General features: G+C 64.4%; 27 protein-coding genes. 11 read left to right on the top strand and 16 right to left on the bottom strand.

Annotation, left to right across the window (positions count from 1 at the left end; genetic code table 11):
* Positions 1–2 precede the first annotated feature (2 nt).
* From AAHE99_RS20025 to flgL, 10 genes are all read left to right on the top strand, one after another.
* A complete protein-coding gene (locus tag AAHE99_RS20025) occupies positions 3–683 on the top strand; it encodes a flagellar hook assembly protein FlgD (RefSeq protein ID WP_342119121.1) in 681 nt (226 codons plus the stop codon).
* Between the two features lie 24 nt (positions 684–707).
* Positions 708–2,255, top strand: coding sequence for a flagellar hook protein FlgE (locus tag AAHE99_RS20020; protein ID WP_342119120.1), 1,548 nt, complete (start codon positions 708–710; stop codon positions 2,253–2,255).
* Between the two features lie 20 nt (positions 2,256–2,275).
* Positions 2,276–3,022 carry a flagellar basal-body rod protein FlgF gene (flgF, locus tag AAHE99_RS20015; RefSeq protein ID WP_342119119.1) on the top strand — a complete coding sequence of 249 codons (747 nt, stop codon included), beginning with the start codon at positions 2,276–2,278 and terminating at the stop codon, positions 3,020–3,022.
* A 107-nt stretch (positions 3,023–3,129) separates the two neighbouring features.
* Entirely contained in the window at positions 3,130–5,490 is a 2,361-nt protein-coding gene (locus tag AAHE99_RS20010; protein ID WP_342119118.1) for an EAL domain-containing protein, read from the top strand.
* A 52-nt stretch (positions 5,491–5,542) separates the two neighbouring features.
* Complete coding sequence (gene flgG, locus AAHE99_RS20005; RefSeq protein ID WP_342119117.1) at positions 5,543–6,325, top strand: flagellar basal-body rod protein FlgG; 783 nt, start codon at positions 5,543–5,545, stop codon at positions 6,323–6,325.
* Positions 6,326–6,334: 9 nt separating this feature from the next.
* Entirely contained in the window at positions 6,335–6,997 is a 663-nt protein-coding gene (locus AAHE99_RS20000) for a flagellar basal body L-ring protein FlgH (protein WP_342119116.1), read from the top strand.
* Between the two features lie 2 nt (positions 6,998–6,999).
* A complete protein-coding gene (locus AAHE99_RS19995; RefSeq protein ID WP_342119115.1) occupies positions 7,000–8,106 on the top strand; it encodes a flagellar basal body P-ring protein FlgI in 1,107 nt (368 codons plus the stop codon).
* Between the two features lie 10 nt (positions 8,107–8,116).
* Entirely contained in the window at positions 8,117–9,025 is a 909-nt protein-coding gene (gene flgJ / locus AAHE99_RS19990; protein WP_342119114.1) for a flagellar assembly peptidoglycan hydrolase FlgJ, read from the top strand.
* Between the two features lie 47 nt (positions 9,026–9,072).
* Positions 9,073–11,031, top strand: a complete 1,959-nt coding sequence (gene flgK / locus AAHE99_RS19985) for a flagellar hook-associated protein FlgK (protein ID WP_342119113.1) — start codon at positions 9,073–9,075, stop codon at positions 11,029–11,031.
* Between the two features lie 21 nt (positions 11,032–11,052).
* Entirely contained in the window at positions 11,053–12,294 is a 1,242-nt protein-coding gene (flgL, locus tag AAHE99_RS19980) for a flagellar hook-associated protein FlgL (protein WP_342119112.1), read from the top strand.
* On the opposite strand, the gene fliR is transcribed toward flgL, so the two are convergent.
* The 13 genes from fliR to fliF all read right to left on the bottom strand — a co-directional run bounded on the left by fliR (position 12,252) and on the right by fliF (position 23,891).
* Positions 12,252–13,085 carry a flagellar biosynthetic protein FliR gene (fliR, locus tag AAHE99_RS19975; protein WP_342119111.1) on the bottom strand — a complete coding sequence of 278 codons (834 nt, stop codon included), beginning with the start codon at positions 13,083–13,085 and terminating at the stop codon, positions 12,252–12,254. The two genes, flgL and fliR, sit on opposite strands and share 43 nt — an antisense overlap.
* A 3-nt stretch (positions 13,086–13,088) precedes the next feature.
* Positions 13,089–13,358, bottom strand: a complete 270-nt coding sequence (fliQ, locus tag AAHE99_RS19970; protein ID WP_342119110.1) for a flagellar biosynthesis protein FliQ — start codon at positions 13,356–13,358, stop codon at positions 13,089–13,091.
* Between the two features lie 10 nt (positions 13,359–13,368).
* Positions 13,369–14,136, bottom strand: a complete 768-nt coding sequence (gene fliP, locus AAHE99_RS19965) for a flagellar type III secretion system pore protein FliP (protein ID WP_342119109.1) — start codon at positions 14,134–14,136, stop codon at positions 13,369–13,371.
* Positions 14,126–14,722, bottom strand: coding sequence for a flagellar biosynthetic protein FliO (gene fliO, locus AAHE99_RS19960; RefSeq protein ID WP_342119108.1), 597 nt, complete (start codon positions 14,720–14,722; stop codon positions 14,126–14,128). Before fliO ends, fliP begins: the two co-directional genes overlap by 11 nt.
* Positions 14,719–15,141, bottom strand: a complete 423-nt coding sequence (fliN, locus tag AAHE99_RS19955; protein ID WP_342119107.1) for a flagellar motor switch protein FliN — start codon at positions 15,139–15,141, stop codon at positions 14,719–14,721. The genes fliO and fliN overlap by 4 nt, the downstream gene beginning before the upstream one ends.
* Before the next feature lie 16 nt (positions 15,142–15,157).
* The gene (gene fliM, locus AAHE99_RS19950; protein WP_028104774.1) at positions 15,158–16,138 is read right to left on the bottom strand and encodes a flagellar motor switch protein FliM; all 981 of its coding nucleotides are present in this window, start codon (positions 16,136–16,138) and stop codon (positions 15,158–15,160) included.
* 14 nt (positions 16,139–16,152) lie between these two features.
* Complete coding sequence (gene fliL, locus AAHE99_RS19945; protein ID WP_342119106.1) at positions 16,153–16,665, bottom strand: flagellar basal body-associated protein FliL; 513 nt, start codon at positions 16,663–16,665, stop codon at positions 16,153–16,155.
* A 129-nt stretch (positions 16,666–16,794) separates the two neighbouring features.
* The gene (locus tag AAHE99_RS19940; RefSeq protein ID WP_342119105.1) at positions 16,795–18,528 is read right to left on the bottom strand and encodes a flagellar hook-length control protein FliK; all 1,734 of its coding nucleotides are present in this window, start codon (positions 18,526–18,528) and stop codon (positions 16,795–16,797) included.
* Between the two features lie 9 nt (positions 18,529–18,537).
* Entirely contained in the window at positions 18,538–18,978 is a 441-nt protein-coding gene (gene fliJ / locus AAHE99_RS19935; protein ID WP_342119104.1) for a flagellar export protein FliJ, read from the bottom strand.
* Between the two features lie 31 nt (positions 18,979–19,009).
* On the bottom strand, positions 19,010–20,434 hold the full coding sequence (fliI, locus tag AAHE99_RS19930) for a flagellar protein export ATPase FliI (protein WP_446728942.1): 1,425 nt from the start codon (positions 20,432–20,434) through the stop codon (positions 19,010–19,012).
* A complete protein-coding gene (locus tag AAHE99_RS19925; protein ID WP_342119102.1) occupies positions 20,415–21,161 on the bottom strand; it encodes a flagellar assembly protein FliH in 747 nt (248 codons plus the stop codon). Before AAHE99_RS19925 ends, fliI begins: the two co-directional genes overlap by 20 nt.
* Positions 21,161–22,162: a flagellar motor switch protein FliG gene (fliG, locus tag AAHE99_RS19920; protein ID WP_342119101.1), complete on the bottom strand. Its 1,002-nt coding sequence runs from the start codon at positions 22,160–22,162 to the stop codon at positions 21,161–21,163. The genes AAHE99_RS19925 and fliG overlap by 1 nt, the downstream gene beginning before the upstream one ends.
* On the bottom strand, positions 22,155–23,891 hold the full coding sequence (fliF, locus tag AAHE99_RS19915) for a flagellar basal-body MS-ring/collar protein FliF (RefSeq protein ID WP_446728941.1): 1,737 nt from the start codon (positions 23,889–23,891) through the stop codon (positions 22,155–22,157). The genes fliG and fliF overlap by 8 nt, the downstream gene beginning before the upstream one ends.
* A 169-nt stretch (positions 23,892–24,060) precedes the next feature.
* On the opposite strand from fliF, the gene fliE reads away from it, so the two are divergent.
* Positions 24,061–24,402, top strand: coding sequence for a flagellar hook-basal body complex protein FliE (fliE, locus tag AAHE99_RS19910; protein ID WP_342119100.1), 342 nt, complete (start codon positions 24,061–24,063; stop codon positions 24,400–24,402).
* 100 nt (positions 24,403–24,502) lie between these two features.
* Here the strand turns inward: fliE and AAHE99_RS19905 are convergent, their stop codons facing one another.
* The 3 genes from AAHE99_RS19905 to fliK all read right to left on the bottom strand — a co-directional run.
* Positions 24,503–25,237, bottom strand: a complete 735-nt coding sequence (locus tag AAHE99_RS19905) for a flagellar brake protein (RefSeq protein WP_446728940.1) — start codon at positions 25,235–25,237, stop codon at positions 24,503–24,505.
* 26 nt (positions 25,238–25,263) lie between these two features.
* Positions 25,264–25,620 carry an EscU/YscU/HrcU family type III secretion system export apparatus switch protein gene (locus AAHE99_RS19900; RefSeq protein ID WP_342119098.1) on the bottom strand — a complete coding sequence of 119 codons (357 nt, stop codon included), beginning with the start codon at positions 25,618–25,620 and terminating at the stop codon, positions 25,264–25,266.
* The coding region (gene fliK / locus AAHE99_RS19895; RefSeq protein WP_342119097.1) for a flagellar hook-length control protein FliK at positions 25,607–26,438 on the bottom strand (832 nt) is incomplete at its 5' end. The genes fliK and AAHE99_RS19900, both read right to left, overlap by 14 nt.

The following is a 26,438-nucleotide window of genomic DNA, read 5'->3' as shown; positions in this document are numbered from 1 at the left end:
TCATGGCCGTCACCGCAACCGATACCTCCGCCGGCGTACCGGCAGCCCTGCTGAATACCATGAATCCGAAGGCCAAGACCCAGACGGGCGTGGAGGCCGAGCAGGACAAATTCATGACGCTGCTGATCACGCAGCTGAAAAACCAGGATCCGCTGAATCCCCTGGATAACGCCCAGGTCACCAGCCAGCTGGCGCAGCTGAACACCGTGACCGGCATCAACAAGATGAATGAGACGCTGGCTTCGCTGAAGACCGACTACCAGAGCACGCAGAACCTGGCGGCCACCAACCTGATCAACCGCGGCGTCCTGGTGGACGGCAACAAGCTGCAGCTGTCCGACGGCAAATCGCTGTTTGGTGTTGAGCTGGGCTCGTACGCCGACAAAGTCCAGGTCGACATCGTCGCCTCGGGCGGCAAAGTGGTGCAGACCGTCACGCTGGACAACGTCGAGCCCGGCGTGCTGCCGCTGACCTGGGATGGCAAGCTGCCCGACGGCACCACCGCCGCCAACAACCAATACACCTTGAATATCACCGCCAGGTCCGGCGGCAAGGAATTGAAAGACGCCAAGACGCTCGAACTGGGCACGGTCGCCAGCATTTCGACCGGTGCCGGCGGCGTCAAACTGAATATCCCGTCCGTTGGTCAGGTGACCATGGACGCGATCAAGCAAGTACTGTAAGCGCAATCTGAATAGGGGAATACCATGTTTCAACAAGGTCTCAGCGGCCTGAACGCCGCCTCCAAATCGCTGGACGTGATTGGTAACAACATCGCCAACGCCAGTACCGTTGGTTTCAAGGGGTCGTCGGCGCAATTTGCCGACCTGTACGCGAACTCCCTGAACGGCCTGGCCGGCAATAATCCGGGTATCGGCGTATCGATCTCGCGGATTGCGCAGCAGTTCACCCAAGGTAATATCGAAACCAGCAACAACCCGCTGGACGTGTCGATCAATGGCGGCGGCTTCTTCCGCACCGTGACCCCGGGCGGCTCGGTGCAGTACAGCCGCAATGGCCAGTTCCAGCTGGATAAGAACGGCACCATCATCAACGCCCAGGGCGCGGCCATCACCGGCTACCTGGCCAACAACGATGGCGTGATCCTGGCCGGCGCGCCGAAGCCAATCACCATCGACTACTCCGACCTGGTGCCGGTGGCGACCACCAAGGCCAATTTCCAGCTCAACCTGAGCTCCAACGCGGTGCCGCCAACCAAGGTGCCGTTCGATGTGAACGACCCGCTGACCTACAACAAGCAGTCCGTGCTGGACGTCTACGACAGCCTGGGCAACGCCCACGTGATGTCGATGTTCTACGTGAAGACGGCCGCCAACAACTGGGACGTCTATACCGCCATCGATGGCGTTGAACAGACTGCCCAGGCAGCCTCGGCCTTCCTGTTCACCGATCCGGCTTCCGCTGCGGTGGAAGCGGCGGCGCGCCAGGTGTACCTGGACGCGGTGGCCACCGGTGGCGATATTGCCGCCGCCAACCTGGCCTATTCGGCTGCCGTCGGCCCGATCATTTCCGGCGCCGCCGCCGCCGCCAACGCCACCGCGGCCCAGATCGCTGCGATCGACGCCACCTATACCGGCACCACCGATGTGGGCGCCATCGCCGGCACCAACCCGGACAAGATACTGGCCGCGATTGCCGCTTCGGTCCAGGTGCCTGCCGTCAAGACCGGCAGCCTGATCTTCAGCCGCGAAGGCCAGCTGGACACCGCCGCCATGGCGGCGCTGCCGGTCCCGCAGACCCTGCCATTCTCGATCAGCCTGCCGCTGTTCCCGGACAAGGGTTCGGTCATGCCGCTGGTGGTCAGCACCGACTTCGTCGGCACCACCCAGTTTGAAGGCGCGACGGCCGAGAAATTCTCGACCCAGGACGGCTACTCGTCCGGCCAGCTGCAGCGCTTCAGCACCGGTCCCGACGGTGTGATCACCGGCCAGTACAGCAACGGCAAATCGCGTGCGCTAGGCCAGTTCGTGCTGGCGAACTTCGCCAATCCCGATGGCCTGATCCCGCTCGGCAACAATGCCTGGACCGAGAGCGATGCCTCCGGCCAGCCGCAGATCGGCACGCCGAACACCGGCCAGTGGGGCCAGCTGCGTTCGTCCTCGGTGGAGACCTCCAACGTGGACCTGACCGAAGAACTGGTCGACATGATCACTGCGCAGCGCGTCTACCAGGCCAATGCGCAGACCATCAAGACCCAGGACTCGGTGCTGCAAACCCTGGTCAACCTGCGTTAAACGCCGTAAGCGAGTAAGCCATGGACCGTCTGATCTACACCGCCGCCACCGGCGCCCGTCACCTGCTGGACCAGCAGGCGACGACGTCGAACAACCTGGCCAACGCCACCACCACCGGCTTCCGCGCCCAGCTCGATTCGTTCCGGGCGGTGCCGGTGGTGGGCGACGGCGGCTTGCCGACCCGCACCTTTGTGGTCGACAACACGGTCGGTTCGGACTTCCGGCAGGGCGCGATGCAGACCACCGGCCGCGCGCTCGACGTGGCCCTGCGCGGCGATGGCTTCATCGCCGTGCAGTCCGCCGACGGTTCGGAAGCCTACACCCGCAACGGCAGCCTGAAGGTCAGCGAAAACGGCATGCTGCAAACCGCCGCCGGCCTGACCCTGGTGGGCGAGAACGGTCCCATCGCGATCCCGCCCGATGCCCAGGTGGCGATTGCCGCCGACGGTACCGTGTCGGCCATCGACACCACCCAGACCCAGCCCGGCCCATCGAATGTGCTGGGCCGCATCAAGCTGGTCAATCCCGACACCAAGGGCCTGGTGCGCGGCGACGACGGCCTGTTCCGCCAGCAAAGCGGCCAGCCGGCCGATGCCGACCAGGCGGTGCGCCTGGTGGACGGCACGCTGGAAGGCAGCAACGTCAACGCCATTGATGCCATGGTCAATATGATCACATTGGCACGTTCTTTCGAAACGCAGATGAGTCTGCTGAAGAACGCCGAAAACAATGCCGCCAAGGCTACACAAATCCTGGCCTTGAATTAAGGCACCTGCAATTTCGTTGCTTTCTGGTAACAGCATAGACTTTCGTACATTGCGCACACGGCAGGGAATGCGCATCATGGGAACTTTCTACCCTACTGGCCAAGCCCATGCGTTCGTCCCAGGAACGATATGCCGCCGTGGTATTGCCGTTTGCGCTGGCGGTCGCCGCGCTGACGCTGGTGGCTGTGCTCAGCGTGTCCATCATGTCCACGCTGCGCGCCTATGTGGCGGGCGAAAGCCACTGGTCCAAGGGCCAGAAGGCCGCCATCGCCACGCTGCAGCGCTACCTGGTCACCGCTGACGAGCAGGACTTCCACCAATTCCGCACCGAACTGGCCGTGCCGCTGGCCGATCTCAGCGCCCGGCGCGAGATGGACAAGGCGCAGCCCGAGTGGGACGTGGTGCGCGCCGGCTTCCTCGGCGGCCGCAACGCCGACGAAGACATCCGCGGCATGTATTGGCTGTACCGCAATTTCAACGGCCTGCCGCTGATGGCGCGTGCCATTGCTTACTGGAAGCACAGCGACGAACACCTGCTGCGCCTGCGCGACCTGGGCGAGCGCCTGCACAGCACGCCGATTGCACAGCGCCCGTCGCAGGACGTGTTCCTGCTCGAGCTGCAGGAAATCGACCGCCGCCTGTCGCCGCTGGCGCTGGGCTTCCACTCCGCCATCAACGAAGCGGCGCGCCAGGTCACCAATGCCTTGCTGGCGCTGCTGGTGCTGGCGGCCGCCGTGCTGGCGGTGAGCGGCCACCGCTACCTGCGCCGCTCCTTCGTGCGCCGTGCGCGTCTGATGGCGCAGCTGCAGCAAAGCGAGGCGGAAGCCTTTGCCGAGAAAGAACTGGTGCAGGTGACGCTGGGCTCGATTGCCGACGCCGTCATCACCACCGACCAGCAGCACAACATCAGCTACTGCAACCGCAACGCCGAACAGATGCTGGGCTTGCCGGCTGCGGCCATGCTGGGCCGCCCGCTGGCCGAGGTGTGCCGGCTGGAAGGCGCGGCCGGCAACCTGCAGCTGCTGGCCGCCGACGGCCGCCAGCTGCCGGTCGAGCGCTCGCTGGCGCTGATCCACGCGCCGGACGGCCAGCCGATCGGCCAGGTCATCGTGCTGCACGACGCCAGCGAAGCGCGGCGCCACGCGGCCCAGCTGTCCTACCAGGCCACGCACGACGAGCTGACCGACATCCTGAACCGGCGCGAGTTCGAACGCCGCCTGTGCGAACTGCTGGCTGGCATGCAGGACGGGCGGGACGGCGAGCACGCCGTGCTGTATCTCGACCTCGACCGCTTCAAGGTGATCAACGACACCAGCGGCCACGCCGCGGGCGATGAATTGATCCGCCACGTCAGCCAGCTGCTGCAGGCCACCTTGCGCGAGCGCGATATTGTCGGCCGCCTCGGTGGCGACGAGTTTGGCGTCGTGCTGACCTACTGCACCCACGCCGATGTGCTGCGCGTGGCCGAAAAGGTGCGGCAGGCGGTGGTCGACCTGCGCTTCGTGTGGGGCGTGCGCAGCTACCGCGTCGGCGTCAGCATCGGCGTGGTGCTGCTGGCCGGGCGCCAGGGCAACCTGAAGGAAGTCATGAAGTCGGCCGACGCCGCCTGCTATATGGCCAAGGAAAAGGGCCGCAACCGCATCCACCTGTACAGCGACGACGACGCCGAACTGTCGGTGCGCCAGAACGAGATGGAAGCCGTCTCCCGCATCCGCGCCGCGCTGGAAAACGACCGCTTCTGCCTGCACCTGCAAACCATCGCCCCGCTCAAGCCGGGCGGCCAGGCCCACGCCGAAGTTCTGGTGCGCATGATCGACGAGCAGGGCGGCCTGGTGCCGCCGATGGCCTTCATCCCCGCCGCCGAGCGCTACGACCTGATGCCGCTGCTCGACCGCTGGGTGATCCACCATGCCTTCGCCGCCCTGGCGCAGCAGCCGCGCGGCACCAGCTGGGCCATCAACCTGTCCGGCGCCTCGGTATGCGACGAAGGCTTGCTGGAATACGTGCTCGAGCAGCAGCGCGCCAGCGGCATCGCGCTGGAAGACGTTTGCTTTGAAATCACCGAAACCGCCGCCGTGGCCAACCTGGCCCACGCCGCCAGCCTGATCCAGGACTTGCAAGCCCAGGGCTGCCGTTTCGCGCTCGACGATTTCGGCGCCGGCATGTCCTCATTTGCCTACCTCAAACACTTGCCGGTCGATTACGTGAAGATCGACGGCAGCTTCATCAAGGGCATCCTGCACAGCCCGACCGAACGCGCCATGGTCGAATCGATCAACCAGATCGCCCACGTGATGGGCAAGCAAACCATCGCCGAGTTCGTCGAGGACGATGCAATTCTGGCCTGCCTGCGCAGCATGGGCATCGATTACGCCCAGGGTTACGGGGTAGGGCGCCCGCAACCGTTGTCAGCGTGGCAAGCGGCGAATAAGGCCGCGAAAACCAGCCAGATCGACGCTTTGAGTTGACCCGCCCCAACGGATAATGCCTGCATAGGAAAACCGTATTTGGAGCAGGCAAATGATTCGATCACTGTGGATTGCCAAGACTGGCATGGAAGCGCAGCAGACCCAGATGGACGTCACGTCCAACAACCTGGCGAACGTGCAAACCAACGGCTTCAAGAAGTCGCGCGCCGTCTTCGAAGACTTGCTGTACCAGAATATCCGGCAGCCGGGCGCGGCCTCGTCGCAGCAGACCCAGCTGCCATCGGGCATGCAGCTTGGCACCGGCGTGCGTCCGGTGGCCATCGAGCGCATCCACACCCAGGGCAACCCGCAATCGACCGGCAACGACAAGGACCTGATGGTCAACGGCAACGGCTTCTTCACCGTGCTGCTGCCGGACGGCACCCAGGCCTACACCCGCGACGGTTCTTTCCAGCGCGATAACAACGGCCAGATGGTGACCTCCAGCGGCTTCGTGCTGCAGCCGGCCATCACCATCCCGATCAATGCGCAGAGCATCACCGTGGGCCGCGACGGCACCGTGTCGGTCACCTTGCCGGGCCAGGTGGCGCCGCAGCAGATCGGCAACATCCAGCTGGCGACCTTCATCAACCCGACCGGCCTGGAATCGAAGGGTGAGAACCTGTACGTGGAAACCGGCGCTTCCGGCGCGGCCACCGTCAACCAGCCGGGCACCAACGGCACCGGCGTGATCCTGCAGGGCTATGTGGAAACCTCCAACGTCAACGTGGTGGAGGAAATGGTCAATATGATCCAGACCCAGCGCGCTTACGAAATCAATTCGAAGGCGATCACCACCTCCGACCAGATGCTGCAGCGCCTGTCGCAGCTGTAAGGATCCGCCATGCGCTCCGTCTCCGCCATCGCCGTTACCGCCGCCGCGCTGCTGCTGTCCGCCTGCGCGGCCGCGCCGTCTTCCATCGTCGCCGGCCCGACTTCCGCGCGCCCGCTGCCGCCGCCGTACCCGCCGGTGGCGCAGAACAATGGCGCGATCTACCAGACCAACAGCTACCGTCCGGCCTTCGAAGACCGCCGTGCGCGCCATGTGGGCGATGTGATCAACGTCGTCATCACGGAAAACACCGCCGCGGTGAAGAACGGCGCCAGCTCCGGCAGCAAGTCGGGCAGCGTCAACTTCGGCATTCCGGGGGTGTTCCAGAACAAGCTGGGCACCAATGTCGCCACCAGCGCCGACAACAAGTTCGCCGATGCCGACAACCAGAGCATGAGCAATACCTTCACCGGCACCATCGGCGCCACCGTGGTGGAAGTTCTGCCGAACGGCAACCTGATCATCGCCGGCGAAAAACAGGTTGGCCTGAACAAGGGCACCGAATACATCCGCATCAGCGGCATGGTGAATCCGGACTCCATCGTCAACGGCAACTCGGTCACCTCGACCGCGATTGCCGACGCGCGCGTCGAATACCGCACCAAGAGCAATCTCGACCGCGCTGAGGTGCAGTCGATGCTGTCGCGCTTCTTCCTCAGCCTGCTGCCATTCTGACCATGAAGACTTTCAAACTCCTCGCCCTCGCCGCCGCACTGGCCTTGACGCCAGCCGTGCAGGCTGAACGCCTGAAGGACCTGGCCAGCATCGCCGGCGTGCGCCAGAACCAGTTGATGGGCTATGGCCTGGTGGTCGGCCTGGACGGCTCCGGCGACCAGACCACGCAAACCCCGTTCACCGTGCAGTCGGTGGCCTCCATGCTGCAGCAGATGGGCGTGGCGCTGCCGCAGGGCACTACCTTGCAGCTGAAGAATGTGGCGGCCGTGATGGTCACCGCCAGCCTGCCAGCGTTTGCCCAGCCGGGCCAGCAGATCGACGTTACCGTCTCCTCGATGGGGAACGCCAAATCGCTGCGCGGCGGCACGCTGCTGATGACGCCGCTGAAAGGCGCCGACGGCCAGGTCTACGGTATGGCGCAAGGCAATATCCTGGTCGGCGGCGTGGGTGCGCAGGCCCCGGGCGGCGGCGCTTCCGTGGTGGTCAACCACCTGTCGGTGGGCCGCATTTCGGGCGGCGCCACGGTCGAACGCGCGGTCCCGACCACGCTGGGTGACGGCAACCAGATCCGCCTCGAACTGAACAACACCGATTTCGCCACCGCCAGCCGCGTGGTGGCCGCCATCAACGACAAGTACGGCGCCGGCGTGGCGTACGCGCAGGATGGCCGCACCATCCGCGTCACCGCGCCATCGTCGAGCGACGCGCGGGTGGCCTTCATCGGCGACCTGGAAGGCATGGACGTGCGCCCGGCGCGCCAGGCCGCCAAGGTCATCATGAATGCGCGCACCGGTTCGGTCGTGATGAACCAGGAAGTTACGCTGGAGACGTGCGCCATCTCGCACGGCAACCTGTCAGTATCGGTTAGTGCCGATACCCAGGTCAGCCAGCCCAACGCGCTCAGCGGTGGCCAGACCGTCGTTTCCCAGCAGGGTAACGTGGACATCAAGAAAGATGCCGGCAAGGTCATCATGCTGAAAGGCGGCGCTTCGCTGGCCGATGTGGTCAAGGCGCTCAACGCCATCGGCGCCTCGCCGCAAGATTTGCTGGCCATCCTGCAGGCGATGAAGTCAGCGGGTTCGCTGCGCGCCGAGCTGGAAATCATTTGAGGACGCCGCCATGATCCCTCGCACCGTCTCCAACGACTTGAACAACGGCCTGGCCATCGACAGCAAAGGCTTCGGCGAGCTGCGCCAGTCGGCGCGCGCCGGTTCGCCGGAAGCGCTGAAGACGACTGCCGTGCAGTTCGAAGCCATGTTCGTCAACATGATGATGAAGAGCATGCGCGACGCCACCCCGCAAGATGGCATGTTCGACAACCAGCAGACCAAGATGTTCACCACCATGCTGGACCAGCAAACCAGCCAGGACATCGCCAAGAAGGGCATCGGCCTGGCCGACGTGCTGGTGCGCCAGCTGTCGAAGACCCTGCAGCAGCAGGACGTCAGCGAAGGCGACCCGATGGCGCGCGCCTTGCTGGACCAGGCCCGGCTGCAGCGTTCGATCGAAGCCAGCGGCGGCGCCGCGGCCATGAAGGGCGCCGAGGCCAGCGCCTCCAGCAAGCCGGCCCATGTGCGCGCCTTCCAGGAAAAACTGGGCAGCCACGCGGAAGAAGCCAGCCGCGCCACCGGCATCCCGGCCAAATTCATGCTGGGCCAGGCCGCGCTGGAATCGGGCTGGGGCCGCCGCGAGATCAAGGGTCGCGACGGCAGCAACAGCCATAACTTGTTCGGCATCAAGGCCGGACCGGACTGGAAGGGCCGCGTGGTGGAAACCGCCACCACCGAATATGTGAATGGCAAGCCGCAAGTGCGCGTTGAAAAATTCCGCGCCTACGACAGCTATGCCGACAGCTTCAAGGATTATGGGCGCCTGATCAGCAGCAACCCGCGCTATGAAAAAGCGCTGGCTGCCGCCACCGGCACCGATGCCGCCGGCTTTGCGCGCAACCTGCAGCGCGCCGGCTACGCCACCGACCCGAATTACGCCAACAAACTGGCCAGCATTATCAAAAGGACATTGGCGTAGTTGAGCCATTTCAAGTTTTGCTGCGCCGCGCCGTAAACTAAGACATCATGACTGCACTCTTTGGTATCGCTAAAACCGGCTTGATGGCCGCCCAGACCGGGCTGACCACCACCGGCCACAATATTGCCAACGCATCCACCCCGGGCTACAGCCGCCAGGTGGTGGTGCAGGGCACCCCGGCGCCGCTCAACGTCGGCGTCGGCTTCATCGGTACCGGTACCGAAGTGGCGCAGGTCAAGCGCATCTATGACGACTTCCTTAACAAGCAGTTGCTGGGCGTGCAAGCACAGCAGGCTTCGGTCGATACCTACCTGAACCAGATCAGCCAGATCGACAATATGCTGTCGGATGCCACAGTCGGCCTGTCGCCGGCCTTGCAGGGCTTCTTCAAAGGTATCCAGGATGCCAACTCGGCGCCGGCCTCGTCGGCTTCGCGCCAGGCCATGCTGTCGGCCGCCGAGACGATGACGGGGCGTTTCCATTCGATGAACGACCGCCTGAGCGACTTGCAGAGCGGCACCAACAACGCCATCGCCGCCAATGTGTCGGAGCTGAATGCGTTTGCGCGCAAGGTCGCCGACCTGAACAACCAGATTGCCGGCCTGTCGATCGACCCGTCGCGCATCCCGAACGACCTGCTGGACCAGCGCGACCAGATCATCAGCGAGATGAACAAGATCATCAAGGTCAATGTGCAGCAGACCGACAACCACATGCTGAACGTGTCCTTCGGTACCGGCCAGCCGCTGGTGCTGGGCGGCACCTCGCAGGCGCTGGCGGTCGGCACCTCGGATACCGACCCCAGCCGCGTGGTGGTGGGCTACCAGACCCAGAACCGCCTGGCCGTGCTGCCGGATTCGGTGCTGATCGGCGGCAGCCTGGGCGGCCTGGTGCAATTCCGCAATGAAGGCCTGGACAAGGCGCAGAACCAGCTCGGCCTGATCGCCGCCGGCCTGGCCGACACCTTCAACGACCAGCACCAGCTGGGCCTGGACCAGAATGGCCAGCCCGGCGGCAAGTTCTTCAACGATATCCAGGCCTTCGTCGGTTACGACCGCGACAATGCCGACATCAGCACGCTCGATGTCCAGGCCACCATCGTCGACGGCACCGCACTGACCGGCGACGACTACGACATGACCTTCAACGGCACCGACCTGGTGGTCACGCGCCGTTCCGACAACCAGCAAACCATCATCAACCCGTTCCCGCAGGGCGGGGTGCCGCAGGTGATCGATGGCGTGTCGTTCAACATCACCGGCGCGCCGTCCGATGGCGACCACGTCGAGATCCGCCCGACCTATACCGCCGCCTCGCGCCTGCAGGTGGCGATTGCCGACGGCGCGAAAATTGCGCTGGCAGCGCCGATCAGCACGGCGGTGCCCAGCTCCAATACCGGCAACGTCAAGATGAGCCCGGGCCAGGTCGATGCCGCTTACCTGTTGCCGGGCAATGCGCTGGCGGCGCCGGTCAACCTGACCTATGACCTGGCCAGCAACACGCTGAACGGCTTCCCGGCAGTAGACGTGACCGTGACCGACGAAGCGGGCGTGGCGACCGTGTTCCCGGCCGGCACGCCGGTGACTTTTACCTCGGGCGCCAAGATCAGCTTCGGCGGCATCAACGTCACCCTGACCGGCACGCCGGGCGACACCGACCAGTTCAATATCAATCCCGGCAGCGGGGTAGGCGACAACCGCAATGGCGTGCTGCTGGCGGGCCTGCAAACCAGGAATATGATGTTGGGCGGCAGCGCCACTTACCAGTCCACCTACGCCGGCCTGGTCAACATGATCGGCAACCGCACGCGCGAAGCCGATATCGGCAGCGCCGCTTCGGAAACCGCCGTGGCCCAGGCCACGGCCGTACAACAATCGGTATCGGGCGTGAACCTCGACGAAGAGGCCGCCAACCTGATCCGCTACCAGCAGGCCTACCAGGCATCGGCTAAAGTGATGGCAACCGCCGCCACCCTGTTCGATACCTTGTTGTCGCTGGGCGGTTAAGCAATTTGAAGGAATAGCATCATGGTCATGCGCATCAGCTCCCAAACGATTTACAACAGCGGCGTCAGCCAGCTGAATACCTTGCAGTCGCAATTGCAGCGCACCCAGCTGCAGCTGTCGACCGGGCGCCGCGTGCTGACTCCCGCCGACGACCCGGTGGCCTCGGCCCGTGCACTGGAAATCAGCCAGTCGAAGGAACTGAACACCCAGTTCGTGACCAACCGCAGCAATGCGCGCAGCTCGCTGTCGCTGGTCGACCAGTCGCTGCAGAATACCGACGACCTGCTGCAGGACGTCAAGCGCCTGATCGTGAACGCCGGCAACCCGGCGCTGTCGCAGCAGGACCGCCTGTCGCTGGCCACCGAGCTGGAAGGCCGGCTGGACGACTTGCTGGGCCAGGCCAATGCGGCCGATGGCACCGGCGGCTACCTGTTCTCGGGTTATAAGCTGAACACCGAACCGTTCCCCAAGACTTCCACCGGCGCCACCTACCAGGGCGACCAGGGCGCGCGCGAACTGCAGGTCGCCAGCTCGCGCAAGCTGCCGATCAGCGTGTCGGGTTCCGCGATCTATGAGGAAGTCCTGACCGGCAACGGCAGCTTCGTCACCGGCGCCGTGGCCGGCAATCAAGGCCGGGGCGGCACCGGCATTATCTCGCCGGGCTCGGTGACCGATACCGCGGCGCTGACCGGCCACCAGTACACCATCGATTTCACCGTGGTGCCGGCGACGCCAGGCGTGCCGGCGGTCACCACCTACACCGTCAACGACGTGACGGCCGGCACCCAGGTGCTGGCGAACCAGCCGTACAAGCCGGGCGAACCGATTGCGTTTGACGGCATGCAGCTTGACATCAAGGGCGACCCGGCGGATCTTGACCAGTTCACGGTCGATCCGAGCACCAACCAGTCGCTGTTCACCACCATGCGCAACCTGATCACGTCGCTGCAGGCCAGCCCGTCCAATCCACCGGCCGACGCCCAGCGCACCAACGACCTGAACCTGGCGAACCAGAACATCAACAATGCGTTGGACAAAGTGCTGTCGGTACGCGCCAGCGTCGGTTCGGGCTTGAAGGAACTGGATCACCTGGACAGCGCCGGTGACGATCTGAACATCGCATATGAACAGCAGATTGGCGACCTGATCGATGCCGATCCGGTGGAAACCATTTCCCGCTTCACCCAGCTGCAAACCAACCTGGAAGCGGCGCAGAAATCCTACAAGGCCTTGACTGGCTTGTCGCTGTTCAACTTCATCTGAGGTTTCCTGCTATCCCATTCGCGCGGCAATTGCCGCGCTTTTTCTATGCCCTGGTTGACCAGGGTTTGCACCGGCATGGCCATATAGGGCAGGGTCATGGTCAGCGTCAGGAAACCGACGCCGAGCGTGATCGGGAAGCCGATACCAAACAGGTTCAGCTGCGGCGCGGCGCGCGTCAGGATGCCCAGCGCGACGTTGGTGATCAACAGCGCGGCCACAATCGGCAGCGACAGCTGCAGGCCGGCCGAAAAGATCTTGGCGCCCCATAGCGCCAGGACCCAGAAGCCGTCGTTATTGAATGAAATCGCCGCCACCGGCAGCGTAAAGAAACTCTCGGCCAGCGCTTCCAGCAGCACCAGGTGGGCGTTCACGGCCAGCACGGCCAAGGTCACCACCCACACCAGGAATTGCGATACCGCCGACGAGCGGCCCTGCGACATCGGGTCGAAGAAGCTGGCGAAACCCAGGCCCATGGTCAGGCTGGAAATCTCGCCCGCCATTTCCACCGCGGCGAATATCAGGCGCATCGCAAAGCCCATGCCGGCGCCGATCACGATTTCGCGCGCCAGCACCGACAGCCCAGCCCAGCCGGCCGGATCGAGCGCCGGCATCGCCGGGACGCCGGGCGATACCACGATCGCCATCAGCACGCCCAGCGCGACCTTCACGCGCATGGGGATGCGGGCGTTACCGAAGATGGGGGAGGCGGCAATCAGCGCCAGGATGCGCGCCGTCGGCCACAGCAAGGCGGCAATCCAGGCGTTCAGTTCGGCGGTGGTGACGACCAGCATTGGTCAGCTGACAAAGGTGGGGATATTGGTCAGTACCTGGCGCATGTAGTCGAGCATGACGGACAGCATCCACGGCCCGGCCACCACCAGGGCGACGAACACGCCCACCAGCTTGGGGATGAAGGACAGCGTGGCTTCGTTGATCTGGGTCGCGGCCTGGAAAATCGAGACCACCAGGCCGATCACCAGCGCCACCAGCAGCAGCGGCGCCGCCACCATCAGCGTGACTTCCATGGCCTGGCGGCCCATGGTCATGACGGTTTCCGGATTCATGGCGCGCCTCCTAGTAGAAGCTCTGGGACAGCGAACCCAGCAGCAGTTGCCAGCCATCGACCAGCACGAACAGCATCAGCTTGAACGGCAGCGAGATCACGGCGGGCGACATCATCATCATACCCATCGACATCAGCACCGACGCCACCACCATGTCGATGATCAGGAAGGGGATGAAGATGGCAAAGCCGATCTGGAACGCGGTCTTCAGTTCGGAAGTGATAAAGGCCGGCACCAGGATTTTCAGCGGCACGTCTTCCGGTCCCTGCAGGGCAGGGCTGCGCGAAATCTTGACGAACAGCGCCAGGTCGGACTGGCGGGTCTGCTTCAGCATGAAGGTTTTCAGCGGCGCGGCGGAGCGCTCCATCGCCTGCTGCATGGTGATCTTGTTGTCCTGCAGTGGCACCCAGGCGTCGGTGTAGATCTTGTCGAACACCGGGCTCATGACGAAGAAGGTCAGGAACAGCGACAGGCCGACCACCACCTGGTTGGGCGGCGCCGACTGCGTGCCCAGCGCCTGGCGCAGCAGCGACAGCACGATCACGATGCGGGTGAAGCCGGTCATCATCAGCAGCGCTGCCGGGATGAAGGTCAGCGCCGTCATCAGGATCAGCGTTTGCAGCGTCAGGCCGTAATTGGTGCCGCCGCCCGGTGCCGGCGTGCTGGTGAAGGCGGGGATGGTGGGTTCGGCGCCGGCGGCCAGCGGCAGCAGGACCAGCGCGGCGCCGGCGGCTGCGGCAGCCACGGCGCCGCGGCGCAGGGCGACCTTATTTGCCATTGCGCTTTTCAATCGTCTGTTTGAACCATTCGGCGAAGTTGGCGCCCGCCACCGGTTGCCCGCCTGCCAGGTCGGCGTCGTCGATCTCCTGGCGCGGCATGGTGGCCAGCGAGTTCATGCGGCCGGGCGAGGCGCCCACCACGATCCACTGGTCGCCGACTTCCACCACCAGGATGCGTTCACGCGCGCCGACGCTGAGGGCGCCCACCAGCTTGACGGTGGTGCCGCCGGTGATGTGTTTCGGGCCGAAGCGCTTCAGCAGCCAGGCCAGGCCGACCAGCAGGGCCACCACGAAGCCGAGCGAGAGGATGGTCTGCACCAGCGAGCCGGCCGCCGATGGCGCCTGCGCGGCCAGCACATTGGCGGGGGCAGGGGCGTTGGCGGCGCGGGCGCCGGCCAGTGCGGCTTGCTGCTCGGGCGTGGCGGCGGGCGCTGCGGGCGAGTTCGGCGCGGCGGCGCTGGCGGCCTCGGCCGGAGCGGCCTGGTTGCTGGTGGCGATGGTGTCGGGAGCGGGGGCTTGCTGCGCCAGCGCGGATGCGCTGGCGAGACAGAGGGCGGCTGCGAGGGCAGTAATGCTTTGCTTCATTTATTCAGTTTTCGGATGCGTTCGGAAGGCGTGATGATATCGGTCAGGCGGATACCGAACTTATCGTTCACCACCACCACCTCGCCCTGGGCGATCAGGCAGCCGTTGACCAGCACGTCCATCGGTTCACCGGCCAGGCCGTCCAGTTCCACCACCGAGCCCTGTGCCAGTTGCAGCAGGTTCTTGATGGCGATCTTGGTGCGGCCCAGTTCCACGGTCAGCTGGACCGGGATATCGAGGATGAAGTCGATATCGTTATGGGTTTCGGTCTTGTTGGGCTGCTTGGAAAAGTCCTTGAACACGGCGGCCGTGGCAGCCTGGTTCTGCATAGCAGCAGCCTCGGCAGCGGCCTGCTCGGCAATCGCGGCACCCCACAGATCCTCTTCCATGCTTGCGTCGTCGTCTTGATTATCCGACATGATTCTCTCCTAGCCTTTATTTCATATTATCCGTGTTTGCCAGCAGTTTCTCCACTTTCAATGCGTATTGCCCGTTCAACACACCGTAGGTGCAGTCGAGAACCGGCACGCCATCCACGGTCGCCTCGATGGTTTCCGGGATCGAAAGGGGGATCACATCGCCGACTTTCATGTTCAGGATTTCGTCAAAGCTCACTTTGGCGGTGCCGAGCTTGGCGATCAGTTCAACCTCGGCGATCTGGATCTGCTGCGTCATCAGGCGGATCCAGCGCTTGTCCACTTCCAGCGCTTCGCCCTGCAGCGAGGACGTCAGCGCGTCGCGGATCGGCTCGATCATCGAGTACGGCATGCAGAAGTGGATCTGGCCCGACACCGAACCGAGTTCGATGGTGAAGGTCGATGCCACCACCACCTCGTTCGGCGTGGCGATGTTGGCGAACTGCGTATTCATTTCGGAACGGATGTACTCGAATTCGACCGGGTACACCGGCTCCCACGATTTGGTATAGGCCTCGAACACGATATCGAGGATGCGCAGGATGATGCGCTGCTCGGTCTGGGTAAAGTCGCGGCCCTCGACCCGGGTGTGGAAGCGGCCGTCGCCGCCGAACAGGTTGTCCACCAGCAGGAATACCAGGCCCGGGTCGAACACCATCAGGGCCGTGCCGCGCAGCGGCTTCATGTGTACCAGGTTGAGGTTGGTCGGCACCACCAGGTTACGGATGAACTCCGAATACTTGGAGACGCGCACCGAACCGACCGACACTTCCGCGCTGCGGCGCAGGAAGTTGAACAGGCCCACGCGCAGCAGGCGCGCGAAACGCTCGTTGATAATTTCCAGGGTCGGCATACGGCCCCGGACGATGCGTTCCTGCGTCGCCAGGTTATAGGTCCGGACACCGGTCGACTCCTCGGGCGCCGCGACGTCGTCCTGATCGCCGTTAACGCCTTTTAAGAGGGCATCGACCTCTTCCTGGGAGAGAAAATTATCAGCCATGCTTCACACAGACCTTACTGGATGATAAACGCCGTGAACAATACTTCCGACACTTCCTGGGGCTCGCCGCCGTTTTCAAACGGCTGGTTGACGGCTTCCAGGATTTCCTTGCCCAGCTGCTGCTTGCCTTCCGGGGTGTTGATTTCGGAGGCGTGCTTACTCGACAGCAGCAACAGGATGCGGCTGCGCAGCTTGGGCATGTTTTCCTTGATGATGGCCGACTCTTCCAGGGTGCTGGACTGCAGCGTGATCGCCAGCTGCAGGTACTGCTCGCCGTTTTCCGGCTGCAGGTTCACCGTGAACTGGTCGACCGGCACATAGACCGGCGGGCCGGCTGGCTTGGCCTTCTTGGCTTTCTTGTTCGGCTTGGCTTCTTCGGCGTGTTCGCCGTCATCGCCCTTCAGCATGAACCACGCGCCGCCGCCGCCGGCCAGCGCAAGCACCAGCACGCCAGCCAGGATAAAGACCAGCTTCTTTTTAGAACCACCGCCTACCGGTGCTGCCTCTGCCTTAGCATCAGCCTTCATTTTTGGATTCGCTTTCAAATCTTCTGCCCTGGATGCAAGAGTTGGATCATGACGCCATTATGTCATTATCGCGAAAGCTTTCGGGAGCTGATGCGCCGAAAAGAGGCAGGAAGCCGTGCTATCTCTGCCTTAGGCGAAGGTATCGACCGCACCGAGCACGCTGCGGCGGGCTTGGTGGGCAGGCTGGTCGGCGTTGCCGGCATCAGTGGAGTTGTCGTTTTGGCCATTTGCCACGCCGCGGCCGCGGCCGGCCGATGCCATCTGCTCGAAGGTTTGCTGCTGCTCCTTGCTGCCCGACGAAACACTGGCGTCACCGAGCTTGATGCCGGCGTCGCCCATGGTTTCGCGCAGTTTTGGCAAGGCCTGCTCCAGTGCTTCACGCACCTCCGGCTGGGCTGCCGTGAAGGCGACGCTGGCCTGGTCGTTGGAAACGTTCAGCACCACTTGCAGCGGGCCCAGGTCGGGCGGGTTCAGGGTCAGGGTGGCGCTTTGTTCGGCGCCCTTGATCATCCACACCACTTTCTGGCCGAGCTGGTGATCCCAGCCCTGGCTGCCGACGCGGGCGTGCAGCTGGTTGCTGGCCAGCGCCTGGGCAGCTTGCGCATGGGCGGCGCCGGCTGGCGCCTGGGCCGTGGTGGCTTGCAATGCGGCGGGCGCCGCCTGCACCGGCAGGGCCGCATCGCGTGCGGCGGCTTCGGTGCGGGCCTGGGCCTGGCCGAGGGCGGCCTGGAAGTCGGCTTTCGGCGCGTTGGCGCTGCCTTGCTGTGCAGCAGCGCTGTCTTGCGCTGCGGTGGCGCCGCCTTGCAGCGCGTCTGCAGCGCCGGCGCTTTGCTGGCCTGCTGCCAAGTCAGCCGCGCGTGCGTCCAGCGCCGCAGCGGTTGGCAATTGGCCAGCTTGCGCCAGAGCGGCTGGTGCTGGTGTGGAAAGTTCCGTGGCGGGCGGCGCCAGAACGGCAGCGGCAGGGGCGAGCGCGGCTTCGGCTGGGACGGCGCTGCCCTGTTGCGCAATGCGTGCCTCGATTGCCGCCAGCGTCTGGGCCATGGCGGCGTTGTTGACGACCGGCCCGTTTTTGCCAATTTCATCGACAGCGCCCATGATCGCGCGCAGACCGGCCGCCGCGCTTTCTGGCGACATCTCAGCCGGGGGCTCAGCCCCTGCTGCCATACCGGGCCATTCACCTGGACGGGCGATGTCGACCGGCTTGCCTTGCAGCGCAGCGGCGTCAGCGCCGGCGCTGCTTTGCAGGCTGGCGATGGCGGCGTCACCCGCGACAGGTGCAGGTGCCGGTGCTGCAGATGCTATTGCACCGTCACCTGCTGTGGCAGGCATGGGCTGGTTCAGGCTGGCCATCAGTGCCAGCATGTCGGAAATCGGGTCGCTGGCCGGTTCGCCGGCAGCGGCGTCGACGGTTGAGGTTTCGCCGCTGGCTTGCGCGGTGGTGGTGTCGGGCGCGTCGGCGCCGTCAGCGGCCGGATTGCTGGCGGCCGGCTGCTGCGCTGCCGCGCTGGCGGCAGCGTCGTTGGCGGCGGCATCGGCAGGGCGACTGGCTTGGGGCTGGCTGGCCGGTTTGGCGGCCTGCGGGGCCTGGGCGCGTTGTGCGGCCGGCGCTGGTGTCGCTTGCGGCTGGCGCGCCTGCTGGGCTGGCGCATGCTGAGCATGGGCTGGCTTGGGCGCGTCGGCGCGGCGCGCGGCCGGGGCGGTTGGCGCCGGAGTCGGCGGCAGGGCCGCAGCCTGGCGCTCGATCTGGCGGCTCAGCGCCTGCTGGAACTGTCCATCATCCTGCGCCGCCGTGGCCGCGCCCGAGCGTGGGCTGGCAGCGTTGCCGGAGAGGAGGGGATTGGTCTGGACAGTCTGGGTATTCATGGTTCGAGCCTAGCGTTTGAAAAATGCCTGCCGGGTGGCGTGTTCATCCATAGCCTTCTGGTCGCGCTTGGCTTCCTTTTTCAACTCCTGGGCGTGCGCCCGGTCGCGCAGGGTGGAGAAGGACATGCGCTTGCGCTCCGCTTCCTGCCACGCCTGTTTCTCCTGGTCGCCGCGCGCCTTGCTGTGGCGTACCACTTCCTGCTGACCCTTGATGGCCGTGTCCAGTTTTTCCATGAAAGCCTGGAAATTACGGTATGCCATCGGCGTAATGCCTTGCTGCTGCGAAGCATCGAAGCGGCGGCCATACTCGTCGCGGTAGCCGATCAGCATGTTCAGCTTTTCTTCGGCGTCCGCCACGGCTTTCAGGGCCGCGCCAAGGCGCTTGGCCGCATCGTCGGTTTCCCGCCGGGCCAGGTCGATCAGGGTTTCAAGTTGCTGAGTTGAGGCCATGGTTCATTATAGGCAAGGCCGGCGCGGTCAATCAGTCGAACAGAGTGGTTAATTGCCCCAAACTCTCGGGCATGTTCACTTGCTCGGTGATCTTTTGTTGTAAAAAATGCTCGATCTTGTCGTGCAGGCCGATGGCCTGGTCCAGCACCGGGTCGGTGCCCGGCGTGTAGGCGCCGACAGCGATCAGGTCGCGGCTGCGTTCGTAGCGCGAAAACAACTGTTTCAGCTTGCGCGCCTGGTCCTGGTGGGCGTGCGAGGTGATCGAATGCATGGCGCGGCTGATCGACTGTTCGATATCGATGGCCGGGTAGTGGCCGGCTTCGGCCAGGCGGCGGTTGAGCACGATGTGGCCGTCCAGGATCGCGCGCGCCGAGTCGGCAATCGGGTCCTGCTGGTCGTCGCCCTCGGTCAGCACGGTGTAGAAGGCGGTGATTGAACCGCCGCCCAGCTCGCCATTGCCGGCGCGCTCGACCAGCACCGGCAGCTTGGCGAACACGGACGGCGGATAGCCCTTGGTGGCCGGCGGCTCGCCAATCGCCAGCGCGATCTCGCGCTGTGCCATGGCGTAGCGGGTCAGCGAATCCATGATCAGCAGCACATTCATGCCCTTGTCGCGGAAGTGCTCGGCAATTGCGGTGGCGTAGGCCGCGCCTTGCATGCGCATCAGCGGCGGCGTGTCGGCGGGCGCGGCCACCACGCAGGAGCGGCGCAAGCCTTCCTCGCCAAGGATCTGCTCGATGAATTCCTTGACCTCGCGGCCCCGTTCGCCGATCAGGCCGACCACGATGATGTCGGCTTCCGTATAGCGCGCCATCATGCCCAGCAGCACGGACTTGCCGACGCCGGAGCCGGCGAACAGGCCCATGCGCTGGCCGCGTCCCACGGTCAGCATGGCGTTGATGCAGCGCACGCCCACGTCCAGCGTTTCCACGATGGGCGCACGGCCCAGCGGGTTGGCCGGGCGCACATTGATCGGCGCCGAATCACTGGTCTGGATCGGACCCAGGCCATCCAGCGGACGGCCGGCGCCATCGACCACGCGGCCCAGCAGTTCCGGGCCGACCGGCAGGTGGCGCGCGCGGTCGCTCGGGCGGCGGCGCGGATGGGTGACGCTGCCCGGCTTCGGCACGCTTTGCTCAACCGGGAACACGCGGGTGCCGGGCACAATGCCTTCGACATCGCTTTGCGGCATCAGGAACAGCTTGTCGCCTTCGAAACCGACCACTTCCGCTTCCACCTTGCCGCCGGAGGGCAGGGGCACGGTGCAGGCCGCGCCGACGGCCAGGCGCAGGCCGACCGCTTCCATCACCAGGCCCGCCACGCGCGTGACGCGGCCCGAGACTTGCATCGGCTCGACGAAGTCGACCAGGGTGGCGCAGTCGTTCAGGTAAGAACGCCAGCGGCCGGCATGTACTTGCGGGTCAGGCGCGCCCATCTCAGTCGATCCAGTCCACATCCTTGCCGAGCGCGTGGCTCAGGCGTTGCCAGCGCGACTGTACGGTGGCGTCGATCTGGTTGGAGGCGGTATCGACCTTGCAGCCGCCACGCTCGATGGAGGGGTCGTCGATCACGCGCCAGCCGCCCTTGTCCAGCTCTTCCGCGATGCTGTCGCGCACCACGGCGGCGTCTTCCGGATTCAGGATCAGCAGGGCCGGCTGCTGCAGCACTGGCAGGTATTCGATGGCTTCGCGCACGATCGGCAGGATCAGTTCCGGCTTCACGCGCAGCGCGTTTTTCAGCATGCCGCGGGCCAGGTGCAGGGCCAGTTCCAGCACCTCGTTGCTGATGGCCTGGTCGGCATCGCGCAGGGCGGCGCTGAAGTTGTCGGCGATCTCGCGCACCGGGGCCAGTGCCTGCTCGGTGGCGGCGCGCTGCTCGTCCAGCGCCTGCGCCATGCCTTCGTCGTGGCCGGCCTTGAAGCCGGCGTCATAGCCTTCCTGGCGCGCCGCCTCGCGGATGGCGGCCAGTTCCTCTTCGCTAGGGTACTCGGGAACAGGCGGGTTGGCGGCCGCATAGGCGGCTTCCTCGGCCTCAATGACGGCCGCTTCTTCTGCCGCAGCGGCGGCACGCGCTTCTTCTTCCTCGCGTTCGCGCTGGGCCACGATGCTCGGACGCGTGTCGCCGAAGGATTGCAGTTCCCAGCGCTGGTAGGCGGTCTGCTGTTCTTTTGGAATATTCGACATCAAACGAAGGAATCCTCGCCTTTACCACCCAGTACGATCTGGCCTTCATCGGCCAGGCGCCGCACAATCTGCAGGATCTGCTTCTGCTGCGTTTCCACTTCGGACAGGCGTACCGGGCCTTTGTTTTCCAGGTCTTCGCGCATCATTTCCGAGGCGCGCGCCGACATGTTCTTGAAGATCTTGTCGCGCAGGTCCGGCGACGCGCCTTTCAGCGCGATGATCAGCATTTCCGACTGCACTTCGCGCAGCAGCAGCTGGATGCCGCGGTCGTCGACATCGATCAGGTTGTCGAACACGAACATCTCGTCCATGATCTTCTGCGCCATATCGTTGTCGTAGTTCTTGATATTGTCCATCACGTTCTGTTCCTGCTCGCCGGACATGAAGTTCAGGATCTCGGCCGCCGCGCGGATACCGCCCAGCGTGGACTTCTTGATGTTTTCGTTGCCGGATAAGAGCTTGGTCAGCACGTCGTTCAGTTCGCGCAATGCGGCCGGCTGCACGCCGTCCAGGGTGGCGATACGCAGCACCACGTCGTTGCGCAGACGGTCGGTGAAGTGGCCCAGGATTTCGCAAGCCTGGTCGCGTTCCAGGTGCACCAGGATGGTGGCGATGATCTGCGGGTGCTCGTTGCGGATCAGTTCGGCCACCGAGTTCGAATCCATCCACTTCAGCGATTCGATACCGGACGCGTCCTTGCCGCCGAGAATACGCGACAGCAGCACGGAAGCCTTGTCGTCGCCCAGCGCCTTGGTCAGCACCTGGCGGATGTACTCGTCCGAATCGAGGCCGACGGTGGAGGCGGCCGCGTACTGGTCGCGGAAATCGTCCAGCACATCGACCACCATTTCATGCGGGATGTTCTTCATGGTTGCCATCGAGGCGCCCAGCTTCAGCACCTCGCGCGGGCCGAGGAATTTCATGACTTCGGCCGCTTCGGCTTCGCCCAGGGCCAGCATCAGGATAGCGGCCTTTTGCAGGCCGGTGTTTTCACTAGTCATTGTTGCCTATCCATTCCTTGAGCACGTTGGCGACGATGCGCGGGTCTTCCGAAGCGAGTTTCTTCGCCAGCGCCAGGTTGTCGCGGTAGGTGCGGGCAGTGTTTTCTTCCATCTTGGCGATTTCCTCCGCCAGCAATTCTTCCGGGGTCGGGCCGACAGGTTCCACGATAGGCTCCGGTTCTGGTTCCGGCTCCGGTTCATTGATCTCGTCGATCTTCTTGAAGACCGGACGCATCATTGGACGCACGATACGCAGCAGGATGTACAGCAGGATCAGGGCCGTGATCAGGAACTTGGCCAGCTCTTTCGCCAGCGGCAGGTTGGACGGATCGCGCCACCATTCCATCGGTGGTTCAGGTTCTTTGTCGACGCCGTCGAATGGCGCATTGGCCACGCTGACGGAGTCGCCACGGTCCTGGTTGTAACCCATGGCTTCCTTGACCAGGCTGTTGATCTTGGCCATCTCATCCGCGCTCAATGGCTTGACGATGACCTTGCCGTTCTTGTCGATGGTCCGACGATAGTTTACTACGACGCCGACGGTCATGCGTTTCAGGCCGGCCATGGCTTTCTGCTCATAGCGTACGGTCTTGTCGACTTCGTAATTGGTGGTCGATTCCTTATGGCTCGGGCCGGCGTTGGCGGCGGCCGCAGCGGTGCCAGGCTGGCCCGGCGCACCGGCCGTGCCGGGCGGATTGGTGGTCAGCGGGGCGGTGGCCACGCCTGGCGGCTGGTTCGACAGCGCGCCCGGGATGCCGCCTGGGTTCTGGTTGGCATTGCCGGTGGTTTCGGTGCTCTGCTGGCTGCGGATGGCCGAGGCGGCCGGCGGCGAATTCGGCTTATAGGTTTCAGCGGCCTGCTCGATGGCGGAGAAGTCGACGTCCGCCACCGCCTCGGCGCGCACATTGCCTTCGCCGACGATCGGGGTGATGATCGATTCGACCTGCTTGATGACTTGCTTTTGCATCTCCTGCACATACTTGAGCTGGGATGCGTCGAGGTTCTTGGCGTTGTTGGCGGCGTTGCCGTTTTTGTTGATGTCCGACACCAGGTTGCCGGCCTGGTCCACCACGGTGACGTTGGCCGGCGACAGTTCCGGCACGGAAGAGGCCACCAAGTGCACGATGGCGCTGACCTGGGCCGGGTCGATCATGCGGTTGGCGTGCAGCGTCAGGACCACGGAAGCAGTCGGCTTTTGCTGGTCGCGCACGAAGACGGATGGCTTCGGCATGGCCAGGTGCACGCGGGCCGACTCGACGGCGCCGATGGACTGGATCGAACGCGCCAGTTCGCCTTCCAGGGCGCGCTGGTAATTGACCTGTTCCAGGAACTGGGACACGCCCAGTTTCTGGTTTTCCATGACTTCAAAGCCGACGTTGCCGCCTTTTGGCAGGCCCTGCTGCGCCAGGCGCAGGCGCACATTGTGCACCTGGTCGGCCGGCACCAGGATGGCCTGGCCGCCCTCGGCCAGCTTGTACTTGATCTGCGCCGCGTCCAGGGCGGCGGTGATGGCGCCGCCATCCTTGTCGGTGAAATTGGCGAACAGGACCTTGTAGTCCGGTTCCTTGTTCCACATCCACAGGATCAGGATAAGTGCCAGCACGCCGGCCACGGCCGCACCGCGGATCACCATCTTGCCCATCGGGGTCTGGAAGAAGGCGAAGCGGCCCTTGGGCGCTTGCTGGGCGTCTGGATCGTCGATATCGAGTTGTTCGGCGGCTGCAGCCATGGGTAATCACTGTGGGTTAATGGGCCTGTTGCACATTATGGGCTGTCCAGCCGCCCGGTAAAGGCCTGAATAGGCGCCCGTTTGCCATGCTGCTCAGGGCTATCCCCTTGCTCGTGGGCGGATATTCTGGAAGCCTGCAAACAGGAATATTGTATCTTGGAGTCAACTAATGAGAACAGGCGGCATTGATTCAAGCCAAATACAGGCCATGATAGCCCAGCTGAAAGCTGCGGCGACCCGGCCCGCAGCCACGCCCCCGGCGATCCAGACCGAGAAGGTGGCGCAAAAGCCGGATTTTACCGACGCCCTGAAAGGCGCCCTGGACGCGGTCCAGGCCAGCCAGGACAAGGCGGAAGGGCTCACCAAGCGTTTCCAGATGGGGGATGACTCGGTCAACCTGTCGGACGTGATGATTTCGATGCAAAAGGCCAGCATCAACTTCCAGGCCACCGTACAGGTGCGCAACAAGCTGGTGCAGTCGTATCACGACATTATGAATATGCAGGTATAAAAAGTCGGGGTCATGTCTGACATTCGGACACGGGCTCAGCCGCAGGGCGGCTGAGCCCGTGTCCGAATGTCAGACATGACCCCGACTTTTCTAACGCCAATTAACCGAGGCCCGCGATGCGGGCGTTGCGCTCGCGCTCGAGCTTGGTGATGTAGCGCTGCACGGCGTTCAACGCCGAGCGCGGCAACTCGACAAACTGGCAGCCGAGACGGCGGTTGGATTTGTTGTTTAAAAGCGTCAGATCGAGCGAATTACGGATCTGCAGGCCGGTGGTGATCGGTCCCACTTCAGGAAGTTCAATGCGGCAGTCGGCATATACCTTGCCGATGGTGTCGCCCAATACCAGGCTGTTGTCAAGAATGGCAATGCCGCCGCAGCTGATATCCGCCAGGGGAAATGCCTTGCTGCCGCCGCCCAGTTCGGCCGGCTGCGGGATCATCACGCGCACCGGATTGCTGACCGGCGTGGCCATGCGGTAGAACTCGCGGCGCTGCAGGCGGATGAGGCTGGCGGGCAGGGCCATCTTGAACGCCGGGCTGCCTTCAAACGTGCACGATTCGATGTGCTCGCCACCGAACATGATACGGATCTTGTCCAGCGTGGTTTCGAAAGAAATCCTTTTGGCGCCTAGGATGCGGCGGTTCTGGTCGGGACTGATCGAGCAGTCGAGGATGACGTTGCCGGCATCGGCATCGACTTCGAGGATGGACGTGACGCACACGTCGGACTCGCCATGCACCAGCATGCGGATCAGCTGGTTTTTCTCGCCTATGCTGCGCAGCAGGGCAATGATCTCACGGCGTGAGGACACCTCGAAATCATGCCAGTTCTCCAAGTCCGAGTCCGAAATATAGCTGTGCATCAAAGTCCGTTGTCTGGGGATTCATTCGGTACGCTGAGATCCGGGGCCGGGGGCGGGGGCTGTCCAGTCTTTTGCGCTGCTTCAATATGATATAGCCACGCTAACAGTTCCGCAATTACACGGTAGAGCAGGGGCGGGATCTGGTGGTCCAGGTCCACTTCCATCAGCAGCGAGACCAGTTCCTTCGACTCGTGGATGTAGACGCCGTGCTCGGCCGCCACGGCGATGATCTGCTCGGCCACCAGGCCGCGTCCTTTGGCGACGACTTTTGGTGCCGCCTGGCCGTCCTTGTAGGCCAGGGCGACCGCGCTTTGCAGCGGCTTGCGCGGCAGGTCGTTGGCATCACTCTGCGCCATCTTGGCCTTCCGCATTGATGGCGAGCGAGGTCAGCGGCGCACCGGCGGCGTCCAGGGCTTGCTGCAGGGCGCTGGCCCAGGCGCGCAGGGTGGCGGCCGTGTCTTCGCTGCCGGACTGGACGGCGATGTGCACTTGGTCGCCGACCAGGGTGACGTTGGCGGCGACTTTGCCCAGCAGCGGGAAGCGGAAGCGTACGCCGCTGCGCCAGACGGTGTCGGGCTCGCCGTCGCGTCCTTCGCGCCGGCCGCCCTGGCCGTCACGCTGCTGTTCGCGTTCGACCAGCCATTGCATTTGCTGGCCGGGCCAGGCTTCGCCTTGCCACAGGACTTTACCTTGCTCCTGGGTGTGCAGTTGCTGGTTGATCATCTGGGCGGCCGACAGGTCGGGGCCGGCGGCCAGCTTGGCGGCGGCTTCGAGCGGACCCGGGTTGGCGCCGTGGGCGGCGGCGTGGCGCTGCATTTGCGGTTCGCGCTGCAGGTCGTGCAGCGGGCGTTTTCCTGCCGCCCATTCGGCGACGTGGGATTCGTAGAACAGGCCGCTATCCCCTAGGGCGCGCTGCAGGCCTTCGCTCAGTTTGCCGGGGTCGGGCGGGCCGCCGGCGGTCAGCGGCGTCTTGCCGTTGATGGTGACCGGGACACCGGGCGTGGTGTAGGCGCTGGCCAGGGCGCTGCTGATGGCGCGCGCGGCCGGGCTCAGGGCGGCTTGCGGGGTGTCTTTGCCGAGGCTGGGGAGCTGGTCGGCTGGAGTGAGGGGGGCTTTGCTGAGCAGGGCGGCGCCGGGCGTCAGCGGGCGGGCCTGGGTCTGGGGCGCACCGGGT

The sequence above is a fragment of the Pseudoduganella sp. OTU4001 genome (assembly GCF_038440195.1).
GTDB lineage: Bacteria > Pseudomonadota > Gammaproteobacteria > Burkholderiales > Burkholderiaceae_D > Rugamonas.
Note: the sequence above shows the minus strand (reverse complement) of the source record. Positions and strands in the feature narration are given on the sequence as shown.

What these genes read in the sequence shown, in the direction of transcription:
- AAHE99_RS20025 (WP_342119121.1), top strand. Translation starts at nt 3, where the DNA reads ATGGCCGTCACCGCAACCGATACCTCCGCCGGCGTACCGGCAGCCCTG.
- AAHE99_RS20020 (WP_342119120.1), top strand. Translation starts at nt 708, where the DNA reads ATGTTTCAACAAGGTCTCAGCGGCCTGAACGCCGCCTCCAAATCGCTG.
- flgF (WP_342119119.1), top strand. Translation starts at nt 2,276, where the DNA reads ATGGACCGTCTGATCTACACCGCCGCCACCGGCGCCCGTCACCTGCTG.
- AAHE99_RS20010 (WP_342119118.1), top strand. Translation starts at nt 3,130, where the DNA reads ATGCGTTCGTCCCAGGAACGATATGCCGCCGTGGTATTGCCGTTTGCG.
- flgG (WP_342119117.1), top strand. Translation starts at nt 5,543, where the DNA reads ATGATTCGATCACTGTGGATTGCCAAGACTGGCATGGAAGCGCAGCAG.
- AAHE99_RS20000 (WP_342119116.1), top strand. Translation starts at nt 6,335, where the DNA reads ATGCGCTCCGTCTCCGCCATCGCCGTTACCGCCGCCGCGCTGCTGCTG.
- AAHE99_RS19995 (WP_342119115.1), top strand. Translation starts at nt 7,000, where the DNA reads ATGAAGACTTTCAAACTCCTCGCCCTCGCCGCCGCACTGGCCTTGACG.
- flgJ (WP_342119114.1), top strand. Translation starts at nt 8,117, where the DNA reads ATGATCCCTCGCACCGTCTCCAACGACTTGAACAACGGCCTGGCCATC.
- flgK (WP_342119113.1), top strand. Translation starts at nt 9,073, where the DNA reads ATGACTGCACTCTTTGGTATCGCTAAAACCGGCTTGATGGCCGCCCAG.
- flgL (WP_342119112.1), top strand. Translation starts at nt 11,053, where the DNA reads ATGGTCATGCGCATCAGCTCCCAAACGATTTACAACAGCGGCGTCAGC.
- fliR (WP_342119111.1), bottom strand. Translation starts at nt 13,085, where the DNA reads ATGCTGGTCGTCACCACCGCCGAACTGAACGCCTGGATTGCCGCCTTG.
- fliQ (WP_342119110.1), bottom strand. Translation starts at nt 13,358, where the DNA reads ATGAATCCGGAAACCGTCATGACCATGGGCCGCCAGGCCATGGAAGTC.
- fliP (WP_342119109.1), bottom strand. Translation starts at nt 14,136, where the DNA reads ATGGCAAATAAGGTCGCCCTGCGCCGCGGCGCCGTGGCTGCCGCAGCC.
- fliO (WP_342119108.1), bottom strand. Translation starts at nt 14,722, where the DNA reads ATGAAGCAAAGCATTACTGCCCTCGCAGCCGCCCTCTGTCTCGCCAGC.
- fliN (WP_342119107.1), bottom strand. Translation starts at nt 15,141, where the DNA reads ATGTCGGATAATCAAGACGACGACGCAAGCATGGAAGAGGATCTGTGG.
- fliM (WP_028104774.1), bottom strand. Translation starts at nt 16,138, where the DNA reads ATGGCTGATAATTTTCTCTCCCAGGAAGAGGTCGATGCCCTCTTAAAA.
- fliL (WP_342119106.1), bottom strand. Translation starts at nt 16,665, where the DNA reads ATGAAGGCTGATGCTAAGGCAGAGGCAGCACCGGTAGGCGGTGGTTCT.
- AAHE99_RS19940 (WP_342119105.1), bottom strand. Translation starts at nt 18,528, where the DNA reads ATGAATACCCAGACTGTCCAGACCAATCCCCTCCTCTCCGGCAACGCT.
- fliJ (WP_342119104.1), bottom strand. Translation starts at nt 18,978, where the DNA reads ATGGCCTCAACTCAGCAACTTGAAACCCTGATCGACCTGGCCCGGCGG.
- fliI (WP_446728942.1), bottom strand. Translation starts at nt 20,434, where the DNA reads ATGTGGACTGGATCGACTGAGATGGGCGCGCCTGACCCGCAAGTACAT.
- AAHE99_RS19925 (WP_342119102.1), bottom strand. Translation starts at nt 21,161, where the DNA reads ATGTCGAATATTCCAAAAGAACAGCAGACCGCCTACCAGCGCTGGGAA.
- fliG (WP_342119101.1), bottom strand. Translation starts at nt 22,162, where the DNA reads ATGACTAGTGAAAACACCGGCCTGCAAAAGGCCGCTATCCTGATGCTG.
- fliF (WP_446728941.1), bottom strand. Translation starts at nt 23,891, where the DNA reads ATGGCTGCAGCCGCCGAACAACTCGATATCGACGATCCAGACGCCCAG.
- fliE (WP_342119100.1), top strand. Translation starts at nt 24,061, where the DNA reads ATGAGAACAGGCGGCATTGATTCAAGCCAAATACAGGCCATGATAGCC.
- AAHE99_RS19900 (WP_342119098.1), bottom strand. Translation starts at nt 25,620, where the DNA reads ATGGCGCAGAGTGATGCCAACGACCTGCCGCGCAAGCCGCTGCAAAGC.